The sequence below is a fragment of the Ampullimonas aquatilis genome (assembly GCF_049675895.1).
GTDB lineage: Bacteria > Pseudomonadota > Gammaproteobacteria > Burkholderiales > Burkholderiaceae_D > Ampullimonas > Ampullimonas aquatilis.
On record NZ_CP183834.1, the window covers coordinates 1,206,268 to 1,233,002 of the forward strand.

Here is a 26,735-nt window from a genome sequence, read left to right on the forward strand (position 1 = left end):
TCCTGGCCGCGGCGTGTATCACCATAACTAGAAGATCGCCGTACCTACATGAAAAATATCTGGATTGTTGATGACGACCAATCGATTCGCTGGGTTCTCGAAAAGGCTTTAACGCGAGAAAACCTGCCCGCCAAATCATTCAGCAATGCCAAGGATGCCATTGAGGCACTGGAACACGAAATTCCACAGGTGCTGATTTCTGATATTCGTATGCCTGGATCATCGGGTCTGGAGTTATTGCAAACAGTTAAACGCCAATTTCCAGGTTTGCCGGTCATTATCATGACGGCCTATTCGGATCTGGATAGCGCGGTGGCAGCTTTTCAGGGGGGGGCCTTTGAATATCTGGCCAAACCATTTGATATTGATAAGGCGGTAGAGCTGATTCGTCGTGCGCTGGAAGAAAGTCTGCGTGAAGCTTCGGTTGAAGAGCGCATGACCGAAGCGCCTGAGATTCTTGGCCAGGCACCTGCGATGCAGGATGTATTCAGGGCAATTGGTCGTTTGAGTCACTCCAATGTGACCGTGCTGATTACTGGCGAATCGGGTTCTGGTAAGGAACTGGTTGCAAGAGCCTTGCATAAACACAGTCCTCGCAGCGAGCACCCCTTCATTGCCCTGAACACTGCGGCGATTCCTAAAGATTTATTGGAATCTGAATTATTTGGTCATGAGCGTGGCGCTTTTACTGGTGCCCAGACGATGCGTCGTGGTCGCTTCGAGCAGGCGGAAAATGGCACCTTGTTTCTGGATGAAATTGGTGACATGCCATTTGATCTGCAAACCCGATTGCTACGCGTGTTATCCGATGGTCATTTTTATCGCGTTGGTGGTCATAGCCCCTTAAAAGCCAATGTACGGGTGATTGCTGCCACTCACCAAAATCTGGAAGATCGGGTACGCCAGGGCCTGTTTCGCGAAGACTTGTACCATCGCTTGAATGTGATTCGCTTGCGCCTGCCAACGCTGCGCGAACGCCGTGAAGATATTCCTTTGCTGATTCGTCATTTCTTGCAAAAGAGTGCGCACGATCTGGGTGTGGAAGCCAAACGGGTATCCGAATCGGCCATGCGTTTTTTGAGCCAGATGGATTTTCCGGGTAACGTGCGTCAGCTGGAAAACCTCTGTAACTGGCTGACTGTGATGGCGCCAGCCCAGACCATTGAAGTCAAGGATTTGCCGCCTGAAATGCGTACCGGGCCAGTCAACGAGTTGGTAAAGGATGATCCATGGCAGGCGGCCAGTCGACCTGAAGTCAATCGCATTTTTGAGTCTGGTCCAGGTAAAACGGCTGCACCTGTAAATAGTGGCTTTGTCCCTGAGTCGCTGTCATCCGCTGGTTTGGGTTCTGCTACCGGTTTTGATTCTGCTTCGATGGGTTTTGCAGAATCAATGCCAGTGGCCAGTGTTTCATCAAGTTGGTCCGAACTTCTGGAGCAGCATGTCAAAACCATGTTGGCGGCTGATCAGTCCAACATCATGGATGTGTTGACCAGGGATTTCGAATCCATTCTGATTCGAGCCGCTTTGGCTTCCACCCGCGGTCGGCGCATTGAAGCAGCACAAAAGCTTGGAATAGGGCGCAATACCATCACCCGTAAAATCCAGGAACTCGGTTTGGACAACCCTGCCTGATAAACCCCTTTTATCTGTTGCTGTAGCAACTATGCAAATGGGCAAGCCTGGTATCAGCTTGCCCATTTTGTTTTTTGGATAGCGGATGACATCGCTGTGCGCGAAATTACTCAAACTCGGTGATGTCAGTTGGTCATCCTGAATATCTATTCATTGTGTATCTCGATCGGGGGGAAACAATCGCATATTGATGTGCCTGGAGTTAACAATAGTTAAACCGAGATAGGTGTTATTGCTCATTAACCTTGGATACTGTAAGGCGGTATATTCAATTTTATAGCTTGTTAAGTGCTATTTAATTACCTGTAGAAACTGGATATCAGGGAGTATTGTCCATTGTTGAGTAAGTATTGTCAGCTTTGAACAACAAATTGATACTTAAGTTAAAGTAGTTTATTAAGTTTTCTCTTAAGTCTTGTTACTATCCAAAAAAATAGACGATTAACCGTACATCGTATTCAGTAGGGCTGGGAGGCCACTGAGACATCTGTGCACATGCATGCCGGATGTTGGCCATAACAAGTCGGTTGTTTCACTCGACTACCCCATCCCTGCTCGGGTATAGAGAGATAAACATCATCATGACTATTGCGCCTGCCCAGACTTTTCAGCCTGCCAAATGGCTTTCGCGCCTCAGCACATCGCTTGCAGGGCTACTTTTATTTTCCAGTGCAGCGCTGGCTCACAATGTGGATACCTCTTTAATGCAAATAAAAGCAGTCGCTTCAGAAGCCGAAGTTGCAGTTCAATTAACAATGATACGACTACCTCCATCTGTCACTATATTTTTAAACGACGATAGCTTGTGGCTTGGAGTTAGATGCCTTAATTGTTAATAATTTTTGTGAAGATTTAACAGTTAATTTTTTTCTGATAGTTAATATCCATGCATTACAAAATTAGTTAAACCGTGCTATCTGCACGAGCCAATTTTTTGGGAGGAAGTTGGCTTTTCAGGTTTTCCTTGGAACATATTCAGATTTGGAACGGTTCCATTGGTACGTCTGCATCTATTCCTCCCTGGTTGCGAGTGAATTACATATGAAAAAAACAAAGATGCGTTTGTTTAGCCGATTTGGTATTGCCAATTTATTGAGCAGCTTGGTCTTGCTCGCTGTGGCTGGGCAGGCCAACGCCGTTGATTTGCAGGTATCGAGTTTTACCGATACACCAGATCCCGCTGTGGCAGGCGGCAATATCACCTATTCAGTTCGTGTTGAAAATAACGCCACTGACTTTGCCAATAATGTCGTGGTTCAAGTCACAGTCCCAGCGACGACCACGTTTGTCAGTGTCAATGATGGTCGCTGTGCTTTTAATGCGGGTGCAAATCGTGTTGATTGCGCATTTGGTGATTTAGAGGGAACGTTGGCTGCTGGTAATCCGATCAACTTTGACGTGGTTGTCAAAACTTCGCAAGTTGGTACGGTAGCACCGCAGACTACGATCTCATCATCTAATACCGATACCAATCCAGCTAATAATACGCTGGCGCAAAACACCACTGTTGGGGCAGGCGCAGATTTGGTAATTGCTAATGTGACGGGTGCACCGGCGACAGTGACAGCCGGTGGCTTGGTCACCTATACGGTTAGTACCGCCAATAACGGACCTAGTGTTTCAACGCAGCCTCGTTTGACCTTTACGTTGTCACCAGAAACCACCTATGTTGCCAATAGTGCAACCGGAACCGGATGGACCTGCTCAGGTGCAGCACAAACGGTGACTTGTAATGCAACCAATGTCGCTGTGGGTGCTTTACCGATACTGACTTTGCAAGGCACGGTTGGTAGCTTGCCCAGTAGCGGCAATATCACTGCAACAGCAACTATCAGTGAAAATGGTGGGACACCAGACCCGATACCCAATAACAATAGCCAACAAGCGACTGTTGCAGTGGCAGCAGGCGCCAATTTGTCGATTACCAAAACAGTGCCGTCACCTGCCATTGCAGGCACGAATGTGACCTTCACTTTATTGCCAAGAAATACCGGCCCAAGTGCGGCAGCCAATGTGGTGGTGACAGATACCTTGCCTGCAGGCTGGACTTATGTTTCTGCAACCGGAACCGGTTGGACTTGTACCAACCCTGCGGCACAAGTCGTTAGTTGTACCGCTGCAACCTATGCTGTGGGTGCGACCAATAATATTAGTCTGGTTGCGTTGGCACCCAATAATGCGACAGTCGGTCCAACAGGAACGGTCTACACCAATAGTGTTGGCATTAGCAGTGATACGGCTGACCCTAATGCCGCCAATAATAATGGGACTGCCAATGTGAATGTGTTGCCTGACGGCGCCGACTACCGGATTAATTTTGGCGGTAAGGCCCCAACACCGGTAGCTCAGGGTTCTGACCTGACCGCCACGCTCAGCATTACCAATCTGGGACCGAGGACTGCCACAGGCAATGCTCGTATCGTCTTGGCATTGCCAGTTGGTGAGACTTATGTTTCTTCCAGTGGTACTGGTTGGACTTGTACTTCGTTGAATCCCATCACATTGTCTTGTGACTACGCACTTGGTGCTGGTTTGGCTGTGAGTGCGTCGAGTGCCAACCTGGCGATTATCACGAATGCTGGCTTGGCGGGAACACTGACCAGCAATGCCTGTACCGGTAGTAGTTTGCCTGCAGCAGCGGTCGGTGCTACTGCTGCACCGCCAACACAAGGAGACCCCAATACCAGTAATGATTGCCTGGGCAAGTCGGTTGTTTCTACCGGTACTCAGGCCGATTTGTCGGTGACCAAACTGGCCAATACGGTAGATGCCAATACCAATGTGGCGACCAATGAAACTTATGTGGACTTCACGATTTCGGTCACCAATGCGGCGACTTCAACAGGTGCTGCTACGGGCATGGTGGTAACGGATACTTTGCCAGCAGGATTTTATCTGGCAGGTAAAACGACGATGGCATTACAAGGCACGCCTGGGTTTACTTGCGGTTTTGGCGCAACGATTACCTGTACTCAAAATGGTGGCGATACATTGGCGATTGGTGCCACCCGCGATATCACCATCAGAATTAATCGACCATTTGGCGATTCTGGTGCTGGCACATTTACCAATAACGTTTCAGTGACGAGTACGACAATTGGTGATGCAGTTACATCCAACAATTCAGGATCAACAACATTTACGGTTGACCCCATTGCCGATGTTGAAGTGACTGGCGTCACAGTGACACCCAATCCAGTGAAAGCGGGTGTTGATGCAACCTATGTCATCAGTTATCGGAATAATGGTCCATCTACTGCACAGGCAGTCAGCGTCAATAATGTGTTCACCTTGCCAGGCGGGGATGCTGGTTATACATTGGTTTCGGCAACCTCGACTAAAGGGACTTGCACCAGTACAGTTACTGACCAGACTTGTACTATTGGCACGATGGCGAGTGGCGAAACACAATCCATTACTGTCAAAATTCGACCTAACTGGCAGACTGGTGCAGCCAATCGCATCTTTACCAATACGGCAACGATATCAACGACTACTGTTCAGTCCGATGTTACCAATGATGCCAAGAATGCCAGTTTAACCATCAATCCTGCTGCAATTGATCTGATTGTCAACACGACCGATCTGGTTGATCCGGTTGCTTATGATTCCAGTGTGGCAACTAACTATATTGACTACAAAGTCAATGTCAACAATGCGGGTCCTTCCTTGGCTACTGGGGTGCAATTCAATGCGATTATTGCACCAGCCAATGGTAAGCAAATTACCTTTGTAGGCGATACCAGTACCTGGGGTGGGGCACTGAATGCGGCGCCTTTGTGTAATAACATTGGCACGGCAACAACTGGTCCAGCGACCACAACGATTAGCTGTAATCTGTCTGCCACATCACAACTTGCCGCAGGCGCTAACGTAGATGTTTATTTGCGGTTCAGAGTCGATTCGGCTCCAACGACGGGTGGTGATACTTATACCATTACACCAACTGCCTCAGCGAGTGAGACAGAAGCTAATCTGACAAATAATACGGAAGGTGAGCAGACCACGGTTCGTACCAAAGTGGATTTATCGGTGTTGAAAACATCGAGTAAAGCTACAGTGAATGTCTATGAAACATTTACCTATACGCTGACAGTTGGTAATGCGGGTCCTGGCGACAGTTCACAAACGGATATCACTGATACCTTGCCCGCCAATGTCAAGGTTGTCACGCCACCTGTCGTTTACAACAAGGTTGGTCCTGCCGGTAATGGTAATTGCGTGATGGCAGGCCAGACTAATGGTGCTGGTGGCACGATTAAATGTGCCATGGGTGTCTTGAACAAGAATGGTACTGCGACGATCACGTTTGATGCGCAGGTCATCAGTTCTGCTGCTGCAACTGTTACCAATAATGTCGTAGTCAACAAGGATGCTGGCGTTAATTATCCTGAGATTGATTCCAATCAAGTTAATAATACCGCTAACAATGTCGTCAACTTGGCGGGTGGTTCAATTGCTGGTCTGGTGTTTTTGGATCGCAATGATAATGGTATTCAGGAGGGTACTTCGGCAGCGCAGGACAAAGGCATTGCTGGTACGACGTTGACCTTGACTGGTAAAACTGTCAATAATGAAAGTTTGAATTTGACCGTGGTCACCGATGCCAATGGCAATTACAAATTTGATTATTTGCCTGCCTCTGATGCAGCCGGTTACATAATTACTGAAACTCAGCCTGCCTGTTGTGGTAATGGCACACCTCGTCCAGGAACTGTTGCTGGCGCTCCAGCTGGCGTAGCAGGCACCAATACCCCAGTTCAAAGTGTCATTGCCCAGATTGTGTTGGGGGCAGGGCAGAATGGTATTAATTACAACTTCCCTGAAACTGTGGGGCAGGAAATTTCAGGTTATGTTTATCTTGATGCCAATAATAATGGTGTCAAAGATGGTGCCGAAATCGCTTTCCAAAATGTGACGGTCACCATGACTGGTTATGCCTACGGCCTGAATGGTACGGATGATGGCGGTGCAGGTGATGATGTTGCCATTCCAAATGCCGTGGTTCAAACAGATGGCACGGGTAAGTATTTGTTTACAGTGGGGTCAGCCGGCAAGTACACGCTGACTGAACAACTGGCGCAACCACAATCTGCAGGCAAGACAAGCCTGCGTGGTAAGACAACTGCGGGTACCGTCACTAACGGTGGCACAGCAGGTGCCGTCACGACGGTTGCAGCTGAAACAGCCGGTGCACTGCCAAGCAAAATCAGCAATGTGATTTTGCTGCCTGGTAGCGTCTCAATAAATAATAACTTTGGTGAAATTCTGCCAGGCAGTATTGCCGGTTATGTATTTACCGAAAGAAATGCTACAGCCAATCGTCAGGCTGCCGATGATGCTTATCCCGGCGTCACCATCACTCTGACGGGTACGGATGATCTGGGTGTGATCACCGCTAAAAATATTCAGACTGATGCCAATGGTGCGTACATCTTTAATGATCTGCGTCCCGGTACTTATGTCGTCACTGAAACTCAGCCTGGTGGTGTGACCAGTGTTGATGCTTTCCCAGGTAAAGATCAGACAGCAACAACTCGTGGTAACAAAAACGGTAATGATGTCATCAATACGATTGCAATCGTGAGCGATCGGATTGTCACGGAAACCAACTTTGCAGAATTGAATGGACCTGCTCGCCCACCGATCGCGATCAAAGGCAAGGTTTACGCTGACTACAACAATGATGGTAATACTGATGCCAATGAGCCTGGTTTTGGTGGTGTGACGATGAACCTGACAGGTACCAATGACTTGGGTGTCCTTGTCAATGTGAATGTTCAAACCTTAGCCAATGGCACTTATTCTTTCGATAATCTGAGACCTGGTACCTACAAGGTGACTGAACAGACCGAACCAGCCAATACGGTAAACGGCAAGGTAACTGCGGGCACAATTGCAGGTGTTCCAACCGGTGTTGCAGTGAATGGTCCGCCTTCGGTCATTAATGGCGTTACCTTGGTGGCAACCGACTCAATCAATAATAACTTTGGTGAAGTTGCCAACAACGCCGCCATTTCGGGCAAGGTATTTAGTGATTCAAATAATGATGGCGTATTTAACGGTTCTGACACTGCAATAGCAGGTGTCATTGTCACCTTGAATGGCACAGACAGTATCGGACCAGTTAACAAGCAAACGACGACAGATGCCAATGGTCAATATCGATTCGATAACTTGTTACCTGGTACTTATCGTATTACTGAGCCGGTTCAGCCTACTGGTACATTGAATGGTATTACCAAGGTCGGCACGATTGATGGTGTTGCTGTCGCAGGTGCTACAGCAACACCGACGTCAACCGTGCCTTCTGAGATTAATACAGTGACGTTGCCAGCGGGTAAATCGTCAATCGATAACAACTTTGCTGAGTTTATCGGTGCCACCCTGAGTGGTACGGTCTGGTATGACATCGGTGCGACATCACGCGTTCTGGATGGCGGTGATCGTCGTTTGCCGGGTTGGACTGTGGAAGTCATTGATCCTAGTAAAACTGGCGCACAGCAGTTGGTTGCCAGCGTTGTAACGCGTTCCGATGGTAGTTATTCCGTCCCTAACTTGGTTCCCGGTGTGCGTTACGAAGTTCGTTTCCGTGATCCGGGTTCTCGCGTTGTGTTTGGCAAGCCCGTCAATGGCGAGCAGGGCGGTGCAAAATATACTTGCAAGGACGCTGGCGCTTTGACTGAGCGTAGTTCTTGTGTCAAGACGGATGGCGCTGCATTAAGTATTGTGCTTTTGCCTGGTGACAATATGGTTGAGCAAAGCTTGCCTGTCGATCCAAGTGGTGTCGTCTACGATGCCAGTTCGCGTGCACCAGTTCCTGGTTCAGTGGTAACGCTTGCACCTGTTGGTACTTGCCCTGGCTATGATCCCAATCTGCATTTGGTGAACGGTAGCAGCTATAACATTTCAGGTACCAGCGCGAGTATGACGGTAGGTGCTGATGGTTTTTATCAGTTCCTCTATGCCAATAATGCGCCAGCATCCTGTCAGTTCCAAATTTCAGTGACGCCACCGGCTAACTATACTTTTGTCTCCAAGCTGATTACACCTGCTGGCTCTTTGAGTACACCGCCAGCACCAGGCAGTTACTTGGTGCAAACCCAGGCAAGTCCGCCAGCAGTAGGACAAACCACGACTTATTATTTGTTGGTGACAGGAGGTAGCGCCACACAAAGTGTCCTGCATAACCATATCCCGTTGGACCCAGCGGTATTGCCGGGTTTGACCATCAGCAAGATTGGTTCAGCGCAGACTGTTGAGTTGGGCGATAGCCTGACCTACACCATCAAGGTTCGCTCAACAACCGGTGCTTCATTACCGATTGTTGCCGTGACGGATACCTTACCGGCTGGCTTCAAATACATCAAGGGCACCTCAAGGCGGCTGGTCAATGGTGTGGCCAGTGTCTTGGCCGATCCGGTTGGTGATGTTGGCCCGGTCCTCACCTTCAATCTGGGTGCCATTCCCCAGAACGGTGACGTCACCTTCAGCTACCGTGTCAGAGTTGGTGTGGGTGCCCAGCAAGGTGACGGCATCAACCGGGCCCAAGCTACTGCGGGCAGCATCCGCTCCAATGTGGCCCAATTCAAAGTCACTGTCACAGGTGGTGTATTCACTCAAGAGGCCTGCGTACTCGGTAAAATCTTTGTGGACTGCAACAACAACCACATCCAGGATCCCGAAGAACTCGGCATCCCTGGCGTACGCCTCTACATCGAGGACGGCACCTACCTCATCTCCGACGTTGAAGGCAAATACAGCATCTGCGGACTCACCCCCCGCACCCACGCCATCAAGGTTGACAAGACCACCTTACCCTTTGGATCGCGGCTCACCACTTCTAGCAACCGCAATGCGGGCGATGCCAATAGCCTCTTCATGGACCTCAAGAATGGTGAACTGCACCGCGCCGACTTCATCGAAGGCTCCTGCTCCAACACCATCCTGGAGCAGGTCAAAGCCCGTCGCGCCAATGGTGAAACCCGTGCTCCTCAGACCGAACGCAAAGTCGGCAACGGCTTTACCTTCAGCAGTAAACCGGCCGCCTATCCTCAGCAAGGCACCGACAGCGCCAACCAACGCGCCGTCAAACCACGCTACCCCGACATAAAGTGTGGTCCCGGTGATGCCAGCGATGCCCAATGCAACACCCCCGTGCCCCAATTGCAAATCACCCCCCCATCGACTCAGGGAGGCGCTCATGCCCAATAACGCACAGCGACCGCCTATCAAGCACCCCTCGATGGAGAATAACAAGATGCAACAACAAACTAAAACCCTGGTAGCCAGCCTCGCGCTCCTCTTTCCCGTACTACCGGGTTTCAGCCTGAATGCCATGGCCACCCCCGTTGGTTACCAAGTCAGCCCCGAGCTGCAAGGCCCCATTCCCGGCTCTATCTCCCAGACCCCGCCATCGGTCTACAAAGACGAACGTGGCGGCACAAACTACAGCCTTAATGCCCAGGTCAGTGAAGTCCAGGTCAGCGTCGACTGCAACGACATCGTTGCCGATGGCCAGACCCCCGTTAAAATCACCGTGCGGGTATTGGATCGTCAAGGCCAACCCCTCAAGGGCGAGAGCTACCTCACCGTTGAAACCACCGGTGGCCGCATCCAGCTCCTCCAGGCCCGCACCGACGAACTCGGCCCGGGTCTGCGAGACATCGACAAAGTCACCCAGGGCACCCAAGTCAAAGTCATCGATGGCATTGCCGAATTCAACCTCATTGCCCCCCACGTGCCCCAAGATGTGCGCGTCCGCGTCACCGCGGGGCGCTCGGTAGCCGAAGGCAGCATCAGCTTCCTGCCGGAATTACGCGAAATGCTGGCCATTGGCCTCATCGAAGGCGTGCTCTCTGCCAAACGAGTCAATGAATCCAGCATCGTTCCGGCCCGTATCAACGACGGCTTTGAGCGCGACATCCAGCGCTGGGAGCGTAGCTTTAACAACGGCAAATCCAGTGTCGGTTTACGTTCAGCCTTCTTTGTCAAAGGCAAAGTCAAAGGCGAGTATCTCCTCACCGCCGCCTATGACTCCGACAAAGACACCCGCCAACGACTCCTGCGCGATGTCCGGCCCGACGAGTTCTATCCGGTTTATGGTGATGCCTCCATCAAAGGCTTTGATGCCCGCTCCCGGGATCGCCTCTATGTGCGAGTCGACCACAATAAAACCTATGTCCTGTATGGTGACTTTGCCACCGGTGATGGCTTCTCCCAAATTACTGGCGCAGGGCAGGTTGCCCCATTACGTTTAAGAGACCTCGGTAACTACAACCGCACCGTCACCGGTGGTCGTTACCACTATGAACAAAACGGCGCCGTGGCCAACTTCTTTGCCACCCACGACACCTTAAAACAAGTCGTCGAGGAATTTGCGGGTAAAGGCATCTCTGGTCCGTACTCCCTGTCCAACAACAGTGGTATCCAGAACAGCGAAAAAGTCGAGATGATCGTGCGCGATCGCAATGCGCCAGCCCGCATCCTCTCGGTCACGCCGCTCTTACCCCTGACCGACTACACCTTTGAACCCTTCTCCGGGCGGATTCTCTTTAACCGACCAATCCCCACCGTCGACCAAAACCTCAACCCGGTTTCGGTACGTATCAGCTACGAAGTGGATCAGTCGGGCCCCTCCTTCTGGCTGTTTGGTGCTGATGGTCAAGTCAAACTCAATGAGCGTCTGGAAGTGGGCGGCTCGGCGGTACGCGATCGCAACCCCTTTGCCCCATATGAACTCTCCAGTGCCAACATTGGCGTGCGACTGGGCGAGAAGACCATGCTGGTGGCCGAGATGGCGCGTACCGTCAGTACCGCCTACAGCAGTAATGGCAATAGCTACAGCCTGCCTGTCAGTGGTCAATCGGTCGCCGATGGGGTAGAGCGCTCGGGTAATGCCGGTCGCATTGAACTGCGTCATCAAGATGAAAAGCTCGATGCGCGGGGCTACATTGCCCGCACCGACGCCACCTTTAATAATGCCGGCGCCAGCTTTACCGGTGGTCGCAGCGAAGCAGGTATTAAAGCCACCGCACCGGTGAGCGACACCATCAAAGTCTATGGTGAAGCCATCAAGACCGAAGATCGCACCACAGGTGCCGATCGCAAGGGTGCCCAAGTTGGCGCGCTCTACCAGGCCACGGAAAAACTCACCCTGGATGTGGCCGTCAAACGCGTCAATGAATCGGCGGGGCTGAGCTCGACCGCACTGGTCCCGACCCCCACCACGGCGCCCCTGGGGCAGGGCTTGCAACCCAATGGTGGCCTGTTTGGCAATGGCGTGGACGCCATCAACCCCACCACCGGCACCGCCATTCTCTCACCGACCAGCAACGCCTCGGTGGGCACCGCCAACCTCAAGCCACTCGATGCCACCACCTTAAAACTGGGCGCCTTATATCAAGCCACCGACAAACTGGGCTTAAAAGGTGAGGTCGAACATGACATCAGTGGTGAAGATAAAAAACGGATTGCCGCAGGGGCCGACTACCTGATTGCCGAGCGCACCAAACTCTATGGTCGCTATGAAACCCAATCCGGTCTGGCTTCCATCTACTCACTCAATCCGGCCGATAAGAGTACGGCCTTCGTCTTTGGTGTGGACAACACCTACGCACCGGGTCAGCAACTCTACTCGGAATACCGCTTAAGAGATGCCATCTCATCCAACGACATGTACTGGGCCAATGGTCTGCGCAACACCTTCAATGTGGCCGAAGGCGTGCGTTACCAGACCGGGCTGGAATATCTCAAGGTCCTCAGTGGTTCGGGGCAGGCAGCCTTGGCGGCCACGGTCGGCCTTGACTACACCGCCAACCCCTTATGGAAAGCCTCGGGTCGTCTGGAAGCCCGCCATGTCTATGATTCACCAACCGTGGCCGGTAGCGACTCCTACCTCTCCACCTTGACCTATGCCCGCAAAATGTCGCGCGACTGGACCTTCCTCACGCGCAACTACCTGCTCTATACCGACTACCGCGGTGGACTGGGCGATGCCTTGCAGGATCGTTACCAGATCGGTGCGGCCTATCGCGATACCGACACCAACAAGATCAACGCCCTGATGCGCTACGAATACAAATACGAACGGGATGAATCCGGTCTGCAACAAGGCACCGCCATTCAAACCACCCCCAGCCATCGCCGTGTGCATCTGTTCTCCAGTCATGCGGACTACCATCCTACGCGCCCCTGGTGGCTGACCGGTCGATTGGCCGCCAAATGGGTCAATGATCCCTTGGACAACGTCAACTCCCGCTATTCAGCCTGGCTGGTATCGGGTCGTGCCGTGTATGACATCACCGAGCGCTGGGACCTGGGCGTCATGACCAGCTATATGGGCAGTCCCTATGGCAGCAGTAAACAATGGGCGCAAGGCTTTGAAGTGGGCTACCTGATTCGTCAGAATCTCTGGCTCTCGGCTGGCTTTAACTGGACCGGCTTTTCAGATCGCGACCTCACCGGTACCGACTACACCCAGCGCGGTGCTTACCTGCGCTTGCGCTTCAAGTTTGATGAAGACCTCTTTGAGCGCAAGAGCGAAATGGTCAATCGTTCCTTAGATCGTAGCGTGGACAGCACAGCTGTGGCCATTCCGAGCAAATAAACCTAGCGAGTCTTATTACCATGCATAAAAACCTCCTTACCCTAGCCGTTCTGCTCAGTCTGACCAGCCTGAGCCATGCCCAAACCAGTGCCCAGCTCAACCCCCAGGCCAAACGCATCACTGATCAGGCGATTCATGCCGACTACCAGACCTATGAAGCCGTGCAGGGTCGCATCAAGGCCTTGAATGACCAAGGTCGTCGTGTGGCTGACTATCACTTGGCCAAAGCCCAGTGCTGGCTCGATGTCAGCTTCCATGAATACACCCGCAATGATCGCTCCGCCTTCCCTCAGGAAGCCCTGACCGAATCAGAAAAGCTGGTCTACGGCATGGAACAAAAACAAGTCTTGGGTGATGAAACCCCCTTGGTCAACAACGCTGACAAACTGCGTCCGGACCTCTGGGAAGCAGCGGACAAACTCCATCAACATAGCGGCTTTCGTTGTGCTGCCCAGCAAACGGCCTGTGCCGAAGTCGAGCTGGTTCATGCGGGCAATGAACACAAACAGCAAGGCTGGCGTCATGGCAAACCGTATATCCAGATTGCCGAAGATCTGGTTGGACAAGCCCAACGTGCGGCTGAACAATGTGCTAGCGCCGCTCCTGTGACACCAGTGGTAGCGGTGGCCATGAAGCCGGTACAACTCGATGCCAATGTGCTCTTTAACTTTGACAAGCACGACATGGTCAATGTGCGCAGTCTGACCAAGATCCGACTGGACAAATTGATAAGTCAGCTCAAGTCAGGCGAAGTGACAGCCAATGAGATATTGATTGTGGGTCATGCAGATCGCTTGAACAGCACCGGTAAGCGCGACTACAACATTGAGCTGGCCAAACGCCGTGTGGCCACGATCAAGTCTTATATGATCGGGCAGGGTATCGATGCCAAGCTGATCAAGACCGATGCGCACGCGGATTCGGAGCAGGTAGTGGCATGTACGGCCCGCTATCGCTCCGCAGTCGAGTTGCAGGAATGTCTGTTGCCAAACCGTCGGGTTGAGGTTCAGATCAATGGCCAGAAATAAGCATCGTTGTTCATAAAAGACCTATACTTATCGTGAGTATAGATTTAAATTAGCTGCTCAGGTGCTTATATAAAGGCTTGTTTAAAACACTCCCAGGGGGTGTTTGGTGCTGCAATTGAATTCAATGAATGACTTTCTGCCTCATCATCAATGAGACCATGAGGCAGAAAGCGCAGCCAAGCATTGTTTCTGTAAGCTGCTCAGCCGTACTGATCAATTATGCGGATATCGTTTTAACGATTGTTTAACCGACATGGGTCAGTGCTTTCAACGAGTCGGCCACGCCTCTGGTGTGGTCGGCAGTGTCGGATGATTTATGGCTGATTTCAGATAACGATGAAAAAATACCGGAGAGGTTGGATACTTTGCCGGCCTGACTCTCGATATCCTCGGCAACCGCACTGATATCACTGGCCAGTTTGATAATGTCCGTACCAATATTGTCAGCACTGGTACGAGATTTTTCGGCCAGTTTGCGAACTTCATCGGCGACCACAGAAAAGCCCCGGCCACTTTCACCGGCACGGGCCGCTTCAATGGCTGCATTCAAGGCCAGCAAGTTGGTTTGATCGGCAATCTGTTGAATCACTTCCACCACGCTCTTGATTCGACCACTTGATTCAGCCAGGCCACGAGCGCTTCTTGCCACATCAGCCGCCTGGTCGGCCAATGAACCCACTGTTCGACCGGCATTTTCCACCACCTGCTTTTGTTCACCCACATTGCCAGAAAGATCCGCAACGGAGGCATACAACTCTTCTGCATAATTTTCAACCTGGCGTGCGGTCACTTCCTGGTGTTCTCTTGCTTTCTTGAGTTCCTGACCCAATTCGTTGAGGCCAGCGACCACCGAGCCAAAGTTTTGGCCAAACTGGTTTTGATCATACTGACTGTCAAAATTACCATCACGGTAATCACCCATCTGCCGCAAAATGGCGCGCGAAAGGCCACCGAGTGCTGATATCTGGCGACGTAAGAAGAACGCCTTGAAGTCACCGTAATGAACGGGAAAGTTGTTGATATAAGTATCATGAAACTGTTCATTGCCAGCTGTCTTGAAAAAAAACACGGCGGTCAGCGTCTGATTCAGATTCAGACCCAGAATTTCCCCAAATGAGGAGAAGCCAACCACTGGGGTATCACCAAAGATTGAGCCCATCCTGGCGAGATCGTTACCGTTATAAAGGCGACGCAAGATGCAGTCATTCAAGATACCGGCGACCGGTTTGCCGGGTTTACCTTGCAGGAATTTTTGATAATCGGCCTGGGTATGTGTCGCCAGGTTGGTACGTTTGACCAGGATGAGTTCTTCACCTGGTGCGATATCACAATAGAAATGAACAATACCGTTATTCAAATCTATTTTTGCAATCGAGCGAACATAGAATTCCTTGCCGATCTTGATGGCAAACGAACAATCAGCCAGCTTGCTTTCTATCTGGTCAGGACGGCAGGACAAGGACTGACAGAGCGCATCAATAATCGGTACAACCCGACCCTGGCGATCCAATATCGACATGACGGTACGTTTTTCCAGCGAGGCACCCAACACCTGAAAGCTGGTTGACAGCGGTTCAAAGTTTTGCGTTTTGAAAATGCCAAAATGTGTTTTTGGTGCGGTCTTCATAAAGGCAATCAGCGCATGACCCTGAATTTTTTTCTTGCCATCATGCAGCCAGGTATTTTGAAAGTCCAGTTTGCCACCGGCAGAACCACCGACAAACAGGCAAGGAAACTTGCCGGACTCGTAGAGTGCTTCCATGAAGAAAGACTCAGAAGCCGAGAGTCCATCAAAAAGAATATAGGCCAGCGTCGTGTGGTGATCCAGTGTCATATTGACGCGCACATTTTCAATGGAAGCCTTGATTTTGTTGATGCGGTCCTGGTGACTGATGGACACTTTTCCTTGCTTGATATCTTCACATTCCAGTGGAACCGAAACTAGTTCGCCTTCGCTGATGATCGATGCATTAAAGCACTGCAGAACAATATTGTCCCATTGCTGGCCAGTGCTGCAGTAAAGCTCACTATTTGAATTACACAATTCTCCGGCGCTGGAGGCCAGCATGATGGGTAATCCTGGAAACTGTTTTTGCAAGGTATGCGCGACTGAATCAATATCCAGGTAGGGCGAGACAAAGCCCATGACAAAACTTGGCATAAAACTCAAATCAGCCAGTTTTTGTGCAAGCTCACCCTGTCGTGAGCGGATGGTTTGGACATGTGTATCCGTTTTTTTAACCTTGCTTAACCAATCCATTTGGTACTCCTCGTATTTATTTTGTACTGTCATATAACGGTCATCTAGCGCTACTCTTTAGTAGATGGGCATAGATGAGATTCAATCATTTTTTATATTTAATAGCTTTTATTTATTCGAATTGAGTGTATTTAGTGGGGCTATTTAATAGATCGACCATGCTATGTTACTGATGGTGTGTCTTGTTGATGCTTTGAAAAGAAGGGTAAATCAGCCTTTGATTTAACTCAGGTTGCTGTCAGGCAAGAGGCGTAAACTAAACAAATAACTAAATAAACTGACAATTTGCCCTGTCTTGAGATGGATTGAGGAGAACTCCATGCTGGCCGCCTATATCACGCATCCGGATTGCTACAAACATGAGATGGGTGAAGACCACCCAGAATCGCCAGAACGCTTGGCAGCTATTAATGATCAATTATTAGGACATGGTCTGTTGGATTTGATGCAAAGCTACGATGCACCGCTAGCCAATGAGGAGCAACTGGCTCGTGCGCACAGCAGTCTGCATGTCCATGAAATAGCGGCCATGTCGCCCAAAGAAGGTTATGTCAGCGTTGATCCGGATACGCGGATGAATCCATTTACCTATCAGGCTGCTTTACGGTCAGCTGGCGCAGTTGTATTGGCGACCGATTTGGTTGTGACAGGAAAGTCCTCTGCCGCTTTTTGTAGTATTCGCCCCCCAGGACATCATGCAGAAAAGACAAAAGCAATGGGATTTTGTTTTTTTAATAATATTGCCGTAGGCATTCGTCATGCTTTGGATTTTTATGGGCTTCAACGAGTTGCATTGATTGATTTTGATGTCCATCACGGTAATGGGAGTGAAGATATTTTTGCTGACGATGATCGGGTGCTGATGTGTTCAATATTTGAAAACGATCTTTACCCCTTCTCCGGAACGCAGGCAAAAGGCAGTAATATGATCAACGTTGGTTTGCCACCGTACTCACGTGGTGACAAGATGCGGGAAGCAGTTGAACAGTTTTGGTTGCCAGCGTTGGATGAGTTCAAGCCAGAACTGATTTATATATCGGCAGGGTTTGATGCACATCGGGAAGATGAGATGGGCCGTATGGGTTTGGTTGAATCTGATTATGAATGGGTGACCCAGCAGTTGATGAAAATTGCCAATCGTCATGCTAAAGGGCGTGTTATTTCCAGTCTGGAAGGTGGATATGCATTGAGCTCTCTGGCACGTAGTGTCACTGCCCATGTCAAAGTATTGATTGGTGCAGATTGATATGTTGTAACTTGAACTTTAAATAAAAGAGCCAGCAGCACCATGAATTCACATTACCTGACAGCTTTGTTCAATCCGGCATCCATCGTGGTATTTCCTGGCGGCAACGTCAATAATGATGAGCCGACCGAGTTAGGCCAGATCGTACTGAATCGCTTGCACGAAGGTGGCTATGCCGGACAAATAACTGTATTGAATATTCATACCAGTGGTACTTTGGCTGATCTGACCAATGCGCGGGCGGATCTGGCACTGATTGCAACTCGGCCTGAAGAAGTGGTTGCTTCATTGGAAATTGCCGGTCGAATTCGTTGTCGAGCTGCCATTATCATTTCGACTGGCCTGGATGCGACGGTGGCTGGTTCACTCGATCACATTGCTCGTCAATATGATATTCAATTACTTGGACCAAACTGCCTGGGATTACAAAGGCCCGGCGTCAAATTGAACGCCGGCTTGACGGGTGACTTGGCCAAGCCCGGAGAAATCGGTCTGATCACGCAATCGGGTGCCTTGGCTTCGGCCATTTTGGATTGGGCTGTGGAAAATACAGTTGGCTTTTCGACTGTCATATCATTGGGCAAGCACTCCTCGTTGGATATTGCGGACATGCTCAATTATCTGGCCTCGGACCAGATGACACAGAGTATTGTGGTGCATATGGAAGGCATCAAGAATGCTCGCCGTTTTGTGAGCGCCTTGCGAGCTGCCGCCAGCGCCAAGCCGGTGATTGTGCTCAAATCAGGTCGCAAGCAGGAAAGCATGATTGCAGCACTCACTCATTCCGGCGCTATTATTGGTAATGATGAGGTATTTGAATCGGTTTTGCGAAGAGCTGGTGCAGTACGGGTAAGTTCGGTGACTCAGCTCTTTTCTGCTGCCCAATGTTTGGCCGCACGTTATCGGCCTGTTAAGGGGCATCTGGCGATTATCACCAATGGGGGTGGTCCCGGTGTTTTGGCGGCTGACCGGGCCAATGATCTCAATCTCAAATTAGGTAAATTAGGCTCAGCCGCTATTGCTGAATTAAAAGATACCTTGCCAGTTCATGCATTGCTCAATGATGTATTGGATATCACCGAAGAAGCGACACCAGAACAATTTAGTGCGGTAGTTTCTGCCGCCATGAATGAGAGCGAAGTAGATGGCGTTTTAGTCATCTGTTCGCCCAAGATTGGTGTTGATCCTACTGCCGTTGCTCAATCTATTATTGCTTTGGGTGGTCGTACGGCCAAACCGTTGATTAGTTGCTGGATGGGTGAACGACGGGTCGAGGCAGCACGGGACGCCCTGAGTGCGGCCAATATTCCCACATTTCGCATGCCTGAAGGTGCCGTTGACGCCTTTAATAATATTGCCTCGTACTATCAGAACCAGCAGTTATTGCAGCAGACGCCGCCACCGTTATCCGAACTGGCTCAACCCGATCTCGAAGGTGCCCGGATGTTGATTGATGTGGTATTGGCAGAGCGCAGAAATACCCTGACAGAGATGGAGTCCAAGGCTTTGCTGTCGGCCTTCCATATTCCGGTGACCAAGACCATGCGTGCCAGTGATGTGAATGAGGCCGTCCTGATTGCCAGTCAGCTTGGCTATCCTGTTGCGCTCAAGATTGATTCTCCTGATATTTCACATAAGTCCGATGTGCATGGTGTGGCCTTGAATATTGCCACTGCGGCAGGGGTTCGCGATACCTATAACGAGATGATGCAAACCGTGCGCAAGCTGCGCCCTGATGCTCGCCTGAATGGCATCACGATTCAAAACATGTCAGGCAAGGCACGGGGCAGGGAGCTGTATATTGGTGTGAAGACCGATGAGCCGTTTGGCCCGGTGATCACATTTGGTATTGGTGGCACCATGGTCGAATTGATCAATGATCGGGCCATGGAATTGCCACCTTTGAATCAGTTTCTGGCGCGTCGTCTGATAGAGCGCTCGCGTGCGGCCAATATGCTGGGTGATTGGCATGGTGCTCCCGCAGTGGACATCGAGGCCCTGGAGCAGATTTTATTGCGTGTCTCCGAGATGGTTTGCGAGTTACCACAGCTGCGTGAGATGGATATCAATCCAGTCGTGGTGGATGAGCAGGGCGCCTTGGTGGTGGATGCACGCATTGTGGTTGGTCATGCAGATAGTGACCAGCAAGATTATGCGCATCTGGCCATCCTGCCTTATCCAAGCAAACTCAGTAAAGAATGGGCTTTGCAGGGTGGGGGAATTGTCACCATGCGACCTGTTCATCCGGATGATGCCGAGATGCTGCAACAGTTTGTGCGCAATATGTCACCGGAGAGTCGTTACTACCGCTTTGCCTCGGTGATGAATGAGATGTCACCCTCCATGTTGTCACGCTATACCCTGATTGACTATGACCGTGAGATGGCCTTGATTGCCACTTTCAAGAGTCCTGAGGAAACCAGCAGTGATGTCCAACGCATGGTCGGTATTTCCCGCTACATCATCAATACCGACAACAAGACTTGTGAGTTTTCACTGGCGGTTGCCGATGATTTTCGTGGTCATGGCTTGGGAACACGCCTGATGCGGGCAATCATGGAGCTGGCGTCACAAAAAGGACTGTCACGCATCGAAGGTTATGTACTGAGTGAAAACAGCAATATGCTCAAACTGATGCGCTCGATTGGTTTTACAGTCAATACCGATCCGGATGATCCCGGCTTCAAGATTGTCACCAAGGTCCTTTGACGCCTGATGCTTTAGCCCATAATGATACTTTGAAAGTGCCATTTGCAGAGGCAATCAATACGCACCTGAGCAATGACTGGCAGGCCAATGAATCTGGGCATCTTCATCAAACCCTGATATTGATTGGCCTGCAGCGCCGCGCAAATGAATATCTATTTGTGTATTTATTCAATATCCAGCGTAGCGATCACCGGTGCATGATCGGATGGCTGAGGATTCTTGCGCGGTAGTCGATCAATCGTGCAGGCACTACACACATCGCGTAATGATGGTGAGAGCAGGATGTGATCAATGCGTACGCCCTTGTTTTTCTGAAAACCAAGCTGACGATAATCCCACCAGCTAAAGGTTTTTTCTGGTTGTTCAAACAGACGAAACGCATCATGCAAACCCAGTTCAATCAGGCGTTGCATCGCTGCGCGTTCTTTATCCGAAACCAAGACTTGCCCTACCCAAGCTGCCGGATCATGCACATCACGATCTTCTGGGGCAATGTTGTAATCACCGAGTAATGCCAGCTTGGGGTGTCTGCCTAGTTCATCTTTGACCATCGCTTCCAATGCGGTCAGCCAGCCAAGCTTGTAGATATATTTATCCGAATCCAGTGCCTGTCCATTGGGAATATAGGCACAGATCAGTCGCACGCCATTCACTGTGGCCGCAATCACCCGCTGTTGATCATCTTCATGATTGCAGATATTTTTGACGACATCCGTAGCCGCAGTGCGTGACAGAATGGCCACGCCGTTATAGGTTTTTTGCCCGGTGAAGACACTTTGATAACCCACTTCAGCCAGGGCTGCGGCAGGAAACTTATCATCGGTCAGCTTGGTTTCCTGCAAGCACAAAGCATCCACTGGATTGGCTTCCAGCCAGTTGATGACCTGCGGCAAGCGGACATTGAGAGAGTTGACGTTCCAGGTGGCTATTTTCATATCGGTCTAATTAAGTACCCACGCTGATGCCAACTAAAACGTTGACTTGACGAGCAGGTGAGCTGTAAAGGAAGGCTGATGACAGTCTATTATAAAAACGCTTATGCCCTAAGTATATGACGATGATGAATGATGATCGGAAAGTATGGTGCTCATGACCATTTTCAAAACAGATCAATCAAGGTTAGTCCAGGTGCTGAAAATAAGACCGGGTTGTTAGATTGGCTCTTGACGCAGATGGTTTTGTATTCTTGCTGCCTGCCGAATTTCTTGAGGTGTATGCCCAAAATTATTTAAGAAACTACGCCGCATTCGTTCAATGCTACCAAATCCGACATCTTGAGCAATTTTTTGCAGTGATTCACCCTCATCCTCAACTCTTGGTTTGGCTGTTTCCAACCTTAACAGTTCGATGGCCTTACCGGGCGTATTACCCGTTGTATTGAAGAAGATGCGGCTGAATTGACGTGGACTCAGGCAAGCGATTTCGGCCAGACGATCAATAGACAAAGGTTCATTCAAATGTTTTTTGATATAGTAAAGAACGTCTTTGATCCTTCTTGATTCAGGCTCCATCTCGAGCATGGCTGAATACTGGGATTGCCCACCGGGTCGTCGATGGTATACAACAAGGTCTCTTGCCACATTTTTGGCTACCTGAAAATCGAAGTCGTCTTCAATCAAGACAAGTGCAAGGTCAATGCCTGCTGTCATGCCTGCCGAAGTCCAAATATTGCCATCCCTGGTATGGATTCTATTGGCATCGACTCGAATTGACGGATACTGCGTTTGCAGCATTTTTGCGTAGCGCCAATGCGTTGTTACCCATCGCTTATCAAGTAGGCCTGCCGCTGCTAATAAAAAAGTGCCCGTGCAAACGCTCGCTATTCGTTTTGTTCGACAAGCGGCTTTAGCCAAGATTGTGATGGTGGAGTGGTTAATTTCATGCAAGTGAGCAGTAGGGCCACCTACCGCAATGATGGTTTCTCCTTCTTCAACATCGACAAAGGCCTCGGTCGCGATAGACATGCCGGCGCGGTCCGTGACAAGACCTCCTTCGGCGGATACAACGCGAATGATGTATTGAGCATCAAACAATTCGTTGGCCAGGTTAAATGCCGAGGCCGGGCCACTCAGATCAAGCAATTCGTAGTGCGGAAATACCAGAAAAGTGATTTTTCGTTTCACATCATCCCCAATGCTTTGTAGGTGATTCAGCATGATCAGACGACTTTAACAGAGGACGGGACGAGAGAGCAGCTGTCAGTGGTTTTGTGGTAGCGATAGATAATATATGAATTAGCCACATGGATTTGTTCCATGCGGCTAAACAGGTCAAAATCTGAATATGTCGATTTTGACTAAATCAATCAGCCCTGTCTGGCTTCAAAGGCAGGGATCGCACCAAGGCTGTATTGATGCATGACATCGGAAAGAATATTCACAAACTGGTTAGTGATTTTTTCACCGACGATCTTTGATGTTCCTATGCCCAGAGGCGGGTGGGGGTTGTATTCAATAATCAAATTAACCAGTTGGGCGGCATCGCTGCCAAAGGCAGCGTCAGCGACCATCAGTGCGCATTCAAAGCTGCCAATACTTGGGATGGCAGTATAAAGATTGCCATCTACAGCCACGCCTTGTTCAGCAGGTACGACTTCGGTCACGCCTAATTTTTTCAAGAGTGGCAGTGCATTCAGGCTGGTCGTCACTCGCTTTCCATTTAACAGGCCGGCTGCTCCAAGAAGTAATACGCCATTGCACACGCCAATGATATATCGGGCTTTTTTACCTTGTGCAGCGACAAAGTCAATGACTTCAGGATCATTCTGGGTTTCGGGAGCCAGCATGGGAACGGCCAGCACATCCAAAACTTCTGGGCATTCTGCAAAGGTGGTGGTGGGTTTGGTCCACCAGGAAGGAAAGCCTTCAACGAGATCGTTGTTTTTCCAGAGTAAATGAATTTCAGTACCTGGCAAAAATCCAAATACGGCTTGTACACCAACCATATCCATGGGAAGAAAGCCGGGGCCAATCACTATGCCGACGCGAAATGGTTGGGTTCCTGGTGGATTCATGGCTGCGTGAAGCCGTTGATAGGAAGCAGTCCTGATTGGTGCATGTGGCATTTGTCTCTCCTCAGTCATCTGTTATTGGAGCAGTCAGTTTGCCAAATTTATTCAATCTTTAAAGGACATAAAAGCTGCAAATACAGTCATCCCTGAGATTGCATGGCGAGATGAGTCCAGATTTTTGGGGTATTGTGGATACGCCTGATTTCTGATGTTGGCTGTGTGAATAAACTTCATGTAGCTGTTGCCCCAGCTATTGATGTAAAGATTAATGGGCATTCATGGAGGCTTTAATCAGCTAATTTACAGGAAATACCAACGAAGTTGTTGCGCAAGTTGAGAGGCTTGATGAAACACCTCAACTGGTTAATTACAGAAGATGTTGGTTATAGAAGATGAGTGAAGATTGCTACGACGATAATCAATGATCAGTCGTTAGTCATATGACTCATTAAAACTTGAATCCAGGCGGTGCATTGCCAGCGGGCTGTGCTGGTGCACTTTCATATTTTTGGGGTTCGTCAGCCTTGGCTTCTGGCATGACTTTGACTTGACTCGGAGCGGCTGAAGTTGCAGCAGGTGCTCGATAGTTGCCAGGTAACTGGCTGGTTTTTGGGTAACCGGCCAGATCCAGCGAATTGTCCCAGGTGCTTGGTTCAAAGCCAATTGCAGTGCTGGAACCCACCTTTAAAACTGGAATACCGGTATCCCCCGTTTGGGCCTTCAGGCTGGCAAGGTCTTCATTGTTGGCCACGGTCTTTTCCTGAAACGGAATACCGCGGCGTTGCAATAATGCCCGTCCATCATCACATGGTATGCAGTTGGCACGGGTGTAGAGGACAACAGGGAAGTTTTTACTGCTTTGTGCCAGCGGATATGGCAGGTTGCCATAGGATGATTTTTCTTCTGTGTCAGGCGTTGCATTCCCGTATTTAAGCTGTTTAGTGGTGTGCGATGGTCCACTGAGCACTTTGGCAGGCGCGGGTGGTGGTACATCGCTGTAGGTGATTTTCCCATCAGGACCAACATATTTATATTGTGCCAATGCCGACTGGCTGACGAACAATCCAGCCAATAAACTAGCCAATGTTGTTGATAACAGCCATGCCATCAATCGTGGCTTGTTCATGACATCTCCTCGTATTATTATTTTCAGGCCATGCCACCATGACGCAGCAGGGCATCAATCTTTGGTTCTCGGCCTCTAAAGGCTTTGAAGGATTCCATTGCCGGGCGGCTGCCGCCGACTTCCAAAATTTCATGCAAGAAACGGTGCCCGGCAGATTCGCTCAACACACCGTGTTCTTCAAAATAGGCAAATGCATCGGCAGACAACACTTCAGCCCATTTATAACTGAAATAACCGGCAGCATAACCACCTGCAAAAATATGCGTAAAGGTATTCTGAAAGCGGTTAAAACTGGGTGGGCGATTGACCGTCACTTCATCACGAACTTCATCAAGTAGTTGCTGTACCGATTTCGCGCCGCTTGGGTCAAACTCGGTATGCAGACGCATGTCAAACAGTGAAAACTCAATCTGACGCAACGTTTGCAAGCCATTCTGAAAATTCTTGGCAGCCAGCATCTTGTCGAATAGTGCTTTGGGTAACGCCGCGCCGGTATCAATATGGGCCGTCATATGCTTGAGGACATCCCATTCCCAGCAAAAGTTTTCCATGAACTGGCTGGGCAGTTCTACAGCATCCCATTCCACGCCATTAATACCAGATACGCCTAACTCTTCGACCTTGGTCAGCATATGATGCAGACCATGACCAAACTCATGGAATAGTGTGTTGACTTCATCATGGGTGAAGAGTGCGGGTTTATTACCGACTGGGCCAGAGAAGTTGCAAGTCAGATAAGCAATCGGCGTTTGAATGGCACCATCCACCTTGCGTTTGCGGGTGCGTGCATCATCCATCCAGGCACCACCACGCTTGCCTTCGCGTGCATACAAGTCCAGATAAAACTGACCAACCAATTGCCCCTGATGAGTTTCAATCCGGTAGAAATGGGCATCCTTATGCCAAGTTGAGCCTGTGTCTGGTTTGATATGCACTGAAAACAGTGTTTCGATTACCTTGAACAGACCTTCGATGACCTTGGGTTCAGGAAAATATTGTTTTACTTCTTGTTCCGAAAACGCATAACGCTGTTCGCGCAGTTTTTCAGAGGCGTAGGCAATATCCCAAGCTTCCAGTTTTTCCAGCCCCAGTTCATTGGCTGCAAAAGCTTTGACTTCCGCCAAATCCTTTTCGGCAAAAGGACGTGCACGTTTGGCAAGGTCACGCAGAAAGTCCATCACCTCTTGAGGAGATTGTGCCATCTTGGGAACCAATGAGACTTCAGAAAAATTTTGATAATCCAGCAAATGCGCCTCTTCATCACGCAACTTCAAAATTTCAATAATATTGGCGGTATTATCAAATTGAGTTCCTTGCGCAGCATCACCCAACTCAGAAGCACGTGTGGCATTCGCCCGATAAATGGCTTCGCGCAGGCTGCGCTTGTCCGCATATTGCAAAACTGGTGAGTAAGAGGGGTAATGCATGGTGAATTTCCAGCCAGGCTTGCCGTCACGCTCCGCTGAAGCGCGTGCAGCCTGAATCACGTCATCGGGTAGACCAGCCAGATCTGCTTCGGCTTCGACATAATGGGCAAACTGATTGGTGGCATCAAGCACATTCTCGGAAAATTTGGTCGACAGCGCAGCTTGCTGTTCCTGGATTTCGGCAAAGCGAGGCTTCTTCTCTTCAGACAGTTCGGCACCACCCAGTCGAAAGTCACGCAGGGCATTGCTCACAATACGCTGTTTGGCGGTATTGAGTGTGTTGAATTCGGCACTATTGGCGAGTGCTTTATATTTGTTGAAGAGCTGCAGATTTTGCGAAAGTGCCGTCCAGAACTCGGTGACCTTGGGCAGGTTGGCGTTAAATGCCGCACGCAGTTCAGGTGTATCCATGACAGCATTGAGATGTCCAACCATACCCCAGGCACGACTGAGTTGTTCGGTGCTATCTTCCAACGGTGCAACAAAGTCTTGCCAGGTTGCAGGTGTGTGATCTTGCTCAAGCCTGGCCAATGTTTGCTGGCTATTGCTTAACAGGTGATCAATCGCTGGGGTGACATGTTCCGGCCGAATCTCGGCAAAGCGCGGCAGATCAGAAAAATCGAGTAGCGGATTATTGGCGATTTCGTTAGCAGTATTCATGACCAGACTCATTTCACTTCATCAAG

The 26,735-nt window shown here is 49.9% G+C and carries 12 protein-coding genes and 1 pseudogene; 7 read left to right on the top strand and 6 right to left on the bottom strand.

The window, feature by feature from the left end:
- Positions 1-48 precede the first annotated feature (48 nt).
- From ntrC to ACMYR3_RS05565, 5 genes are all read left to right on the top strand, one after another.
- On the top strand, positions 49-1,635 hold the full coding sequence (gene ntrC / locus ACMYR3_RS05545) for a nitrogen regulation protein NR(I) (protein ID WP_424195296.1): 1,587 nt from the start codon (positions 49-51) through the stop codon (positions 1,633-1,635).
- A gap of 581 nt (positions 1,636-2,216) precedes the next feature.
- A complete protein-coding gene (locus ACMYR3_RS05550) occupies positions 2,217-2,471 on the top strand; it encodes a hypothetical protein (protein WP_424195298.1) in 255 nt (84 codons plus the stop codon).
- Positions 2,472-2,676: 205 nt separating this feature from the next.
- Positions 2,677-9,849, top strand: a complete 7,173-nt coding sequence (locus tag ACMYR3_RS05555; RefSeq protein ID WP_424195300.1) for an SdrD B-like domain-containing protein — start codon at positions 2,677-2,679, stop codon at positions 9,847-9,849.
- Entirely contained in the window at positions 9,839-13,243 is a 3,405-nt protein-coding gene (locus tag ACMYR3_RS05560) for a hypothetical protein (protein WP_424195302.1), read from the top strand. The genes ACMYR3_RS05555 and ACMYR3_RS05560 overlap by 11 nt, the downstream gene beginning before the upstream one ends.
- Positions 13,244-13,263: 20 nt before the next feature.
- The gene (locus tag ACMYR3_RS05565) at positions 13,264-14,271 is read left to right on the top strand and encodes an OmpA family protein (RefSeq protein ID WP_424195304.1); all 1,008 of its coding nucleotides are present in this window, start codon (positions 13,264-13,266) and stop codon (positions 14,269-14,271) included.
- A gap of 376 nt (positions 14,272-14,647) precedes the next feature.
- Here the strand turns inward: ACMYR3_RS05565 and ACMYR3_RS05570 are convergent.
- Positions 14,648-16,531: pseudogene (locus ACMYR3_RS05570) on the bottom strand (FIST N-terminal domain-containing protein); the annotation flags it as partial.
- Between the two features lie 319 nt (positions 16,532-16,850).
- Here ACMYR3_RS05570 and ACMYR3_RS05575 point away from each other — a divergent pair.
- Together ACMYR3_RS05575 and ACMYR3_RS05580 are read left to right on the top strand one after the other, a co-directional pair.
- Positions 16,851-17,777, top strand: coding sequence for a histone deacetylase family protein (locus tag ACMYR3_RS05575; protein WP_424195306.1), 927 nt, complete (start codon positions 16,851-16,853; stop codon positions 17,775-17,777).
- Positions 17,778-17,819: 42 nt separating this feature from the next.
- Positions 17,820-20,486 (top strand): bifunctional acetate--CoA ligase family protein/GNAT family N-acetyltransferase, encoded by a 2,667-nt coding sequence (locus ACMYR3_RS05580; RefSeq protein ID WP_424195308.1) that lies wholly within the window; start codon positions 17,820-17,822, stop codon positions 20,484-20,486.
- 164 nt (positions 20,487-20,650) lie between these two features.
- On the opposite strand, the gene xth is transcribed toward ACMYR3_RS05580, so the two are convergent.
- From xth to ACMYR3_RS05605, 5 genes are all read right to left on the bottom strand, one after another.
- On the bottom strand, positions 20,651-21,421 hold the full coding sequence (gene xth / locus ACMYR3_RS05585) for an exodeoxyribonuclease III (protein ID WP_424195310.1): 771 nt from the start codon (positions 21,419-21,421) through the stop codon (positions 20,651-20,653).
- 216 nt (positions 21,422-21,637) lie between these two features.
- Complete coding sequence (locus ACMYR3_RS05590) at positions 21,638-22,642, bottom strand: GlxA family transcriptional regulator (RefSeq protein ID WP_424195312.1); 1,005 nt, start codon at positions 22,640-22,642, stop codon at positions 21,638-21,640.
- Between the two features lie 149 nt (positions 22,643-22,791).
- Entirely contained in the window at positions 22,792-23,550 is a 759-nt protein-coding gene (locus tag ACMYR3_RS05595; protein WP_424195314.1) for a DJ-1/PfpI family protein, read from the bottom strand.
- 394 nt (positions 23,551-23,944) lie between these two features.
- On the bottom strand, positions 23,945-24,622 hold the full coding sequence (locus tag ACMYR3_RS05600; protein WP_424195316.1) for a glutaredoxin family protein: 678 nt from the start codon (positions 24,620-24,622) through the stop codon (positions 23,945-23,947).
- Positions 24,623-24,645: 23 nt separating this feature from the next.
- Positions 24,646-26,709: a M3 family metallopeptidase gene (locus tag ACMYR3_RS05605; protein WP_424195317.1), complete on the bottom strand. Its 2,064-nt coding sequence runs from the start codon at positions 26,707-26,709 to the stop codon at positions 24,646-24,648.
- Positions 26,710-26,735 lie beyond the last annotated feature (26 nt).

Coding starts and splice junctions, on each gene's coding strand:
- ntrC (WP_424195296.1), top strand. CDS start 49: ATGAAAAATATCTGGATTGTTGATGACGACCAATCGATTCGCTGGGTT.
- ACMYR3_RS05550 (WP_424195298.1), top strand. CDS start 2,217: ATGACTATTGCGCCTGCCCAGACTTTTCAGCCTGCCAAATGGCTTTCG.
- ACMYR3_RS05555 (WP_424195300.1), top strand. CDS start 2,677: ATGAAAAAAACAAAGATGCGTTTGTTTAGCCGATTTGGTATTGCCAAT.
- ACMYR3_RS05560 (WP_424195302.1), top strand. CDS start 9,839: ATGCCCAATAACGCACAGCGACCGCCTATCAAGCACCCCTCGATGGAG.
- ACMYR3_RS05565 (WP_424195304.1), top strand. CDS start 13,264: ATGCATAAAAACCTCCTTACCCTAGCCGTTCTGCTCAGTCTGACCAGC.
- ACMYR3_RS05575 (WP_424195306.1), top strand. CDS start 16,851: ATGCTGGCCGCCTATATCACGCATCCGGATTGCTACAAACATGAGATG.
- ACMYR3_RS05580 (WP_424195308.1), top strand. CDS start 17,820: ATGAATTCACATTACCTGACAGCTTTGTTCAATCCGGCATCCATCGTG.
- xth (WP_424195310.1), bottom strand. CDS start 21,421: ATGAAAATAGCCACCTGGAACGTCAACTCTCTCAATGTCCGCTTGCCG.
- ACMYR3_RS05590 (WP_424195312.1), bottom strand. CDS start 22,642: ATGCTGAATCACCTACAAAGCATTGGGGATGATGTGAAACGAAAAATC.
- ACMYR3_RS05595 (WP_424195314.1), bottom strand. CDS start 23,550: ATGCCACATGCACCAATCAGGACTGCTTCCTATCAACGGCTTCACGCA.
- ACMYR3_RS05600 (WP_424195316.1), bottom strand. CDS start 24,622: ATGAACAAGCCACGATTGATGGCATGGCTGTTATCAACAACATTGGCT.
- ACMYR3_RS05605 (WP_424195317.1), bottom strand. CDS start 26,709: ATGAATACTGCTAACGAAATCGCCAATAATCCGCTACTCGATTTTTCT.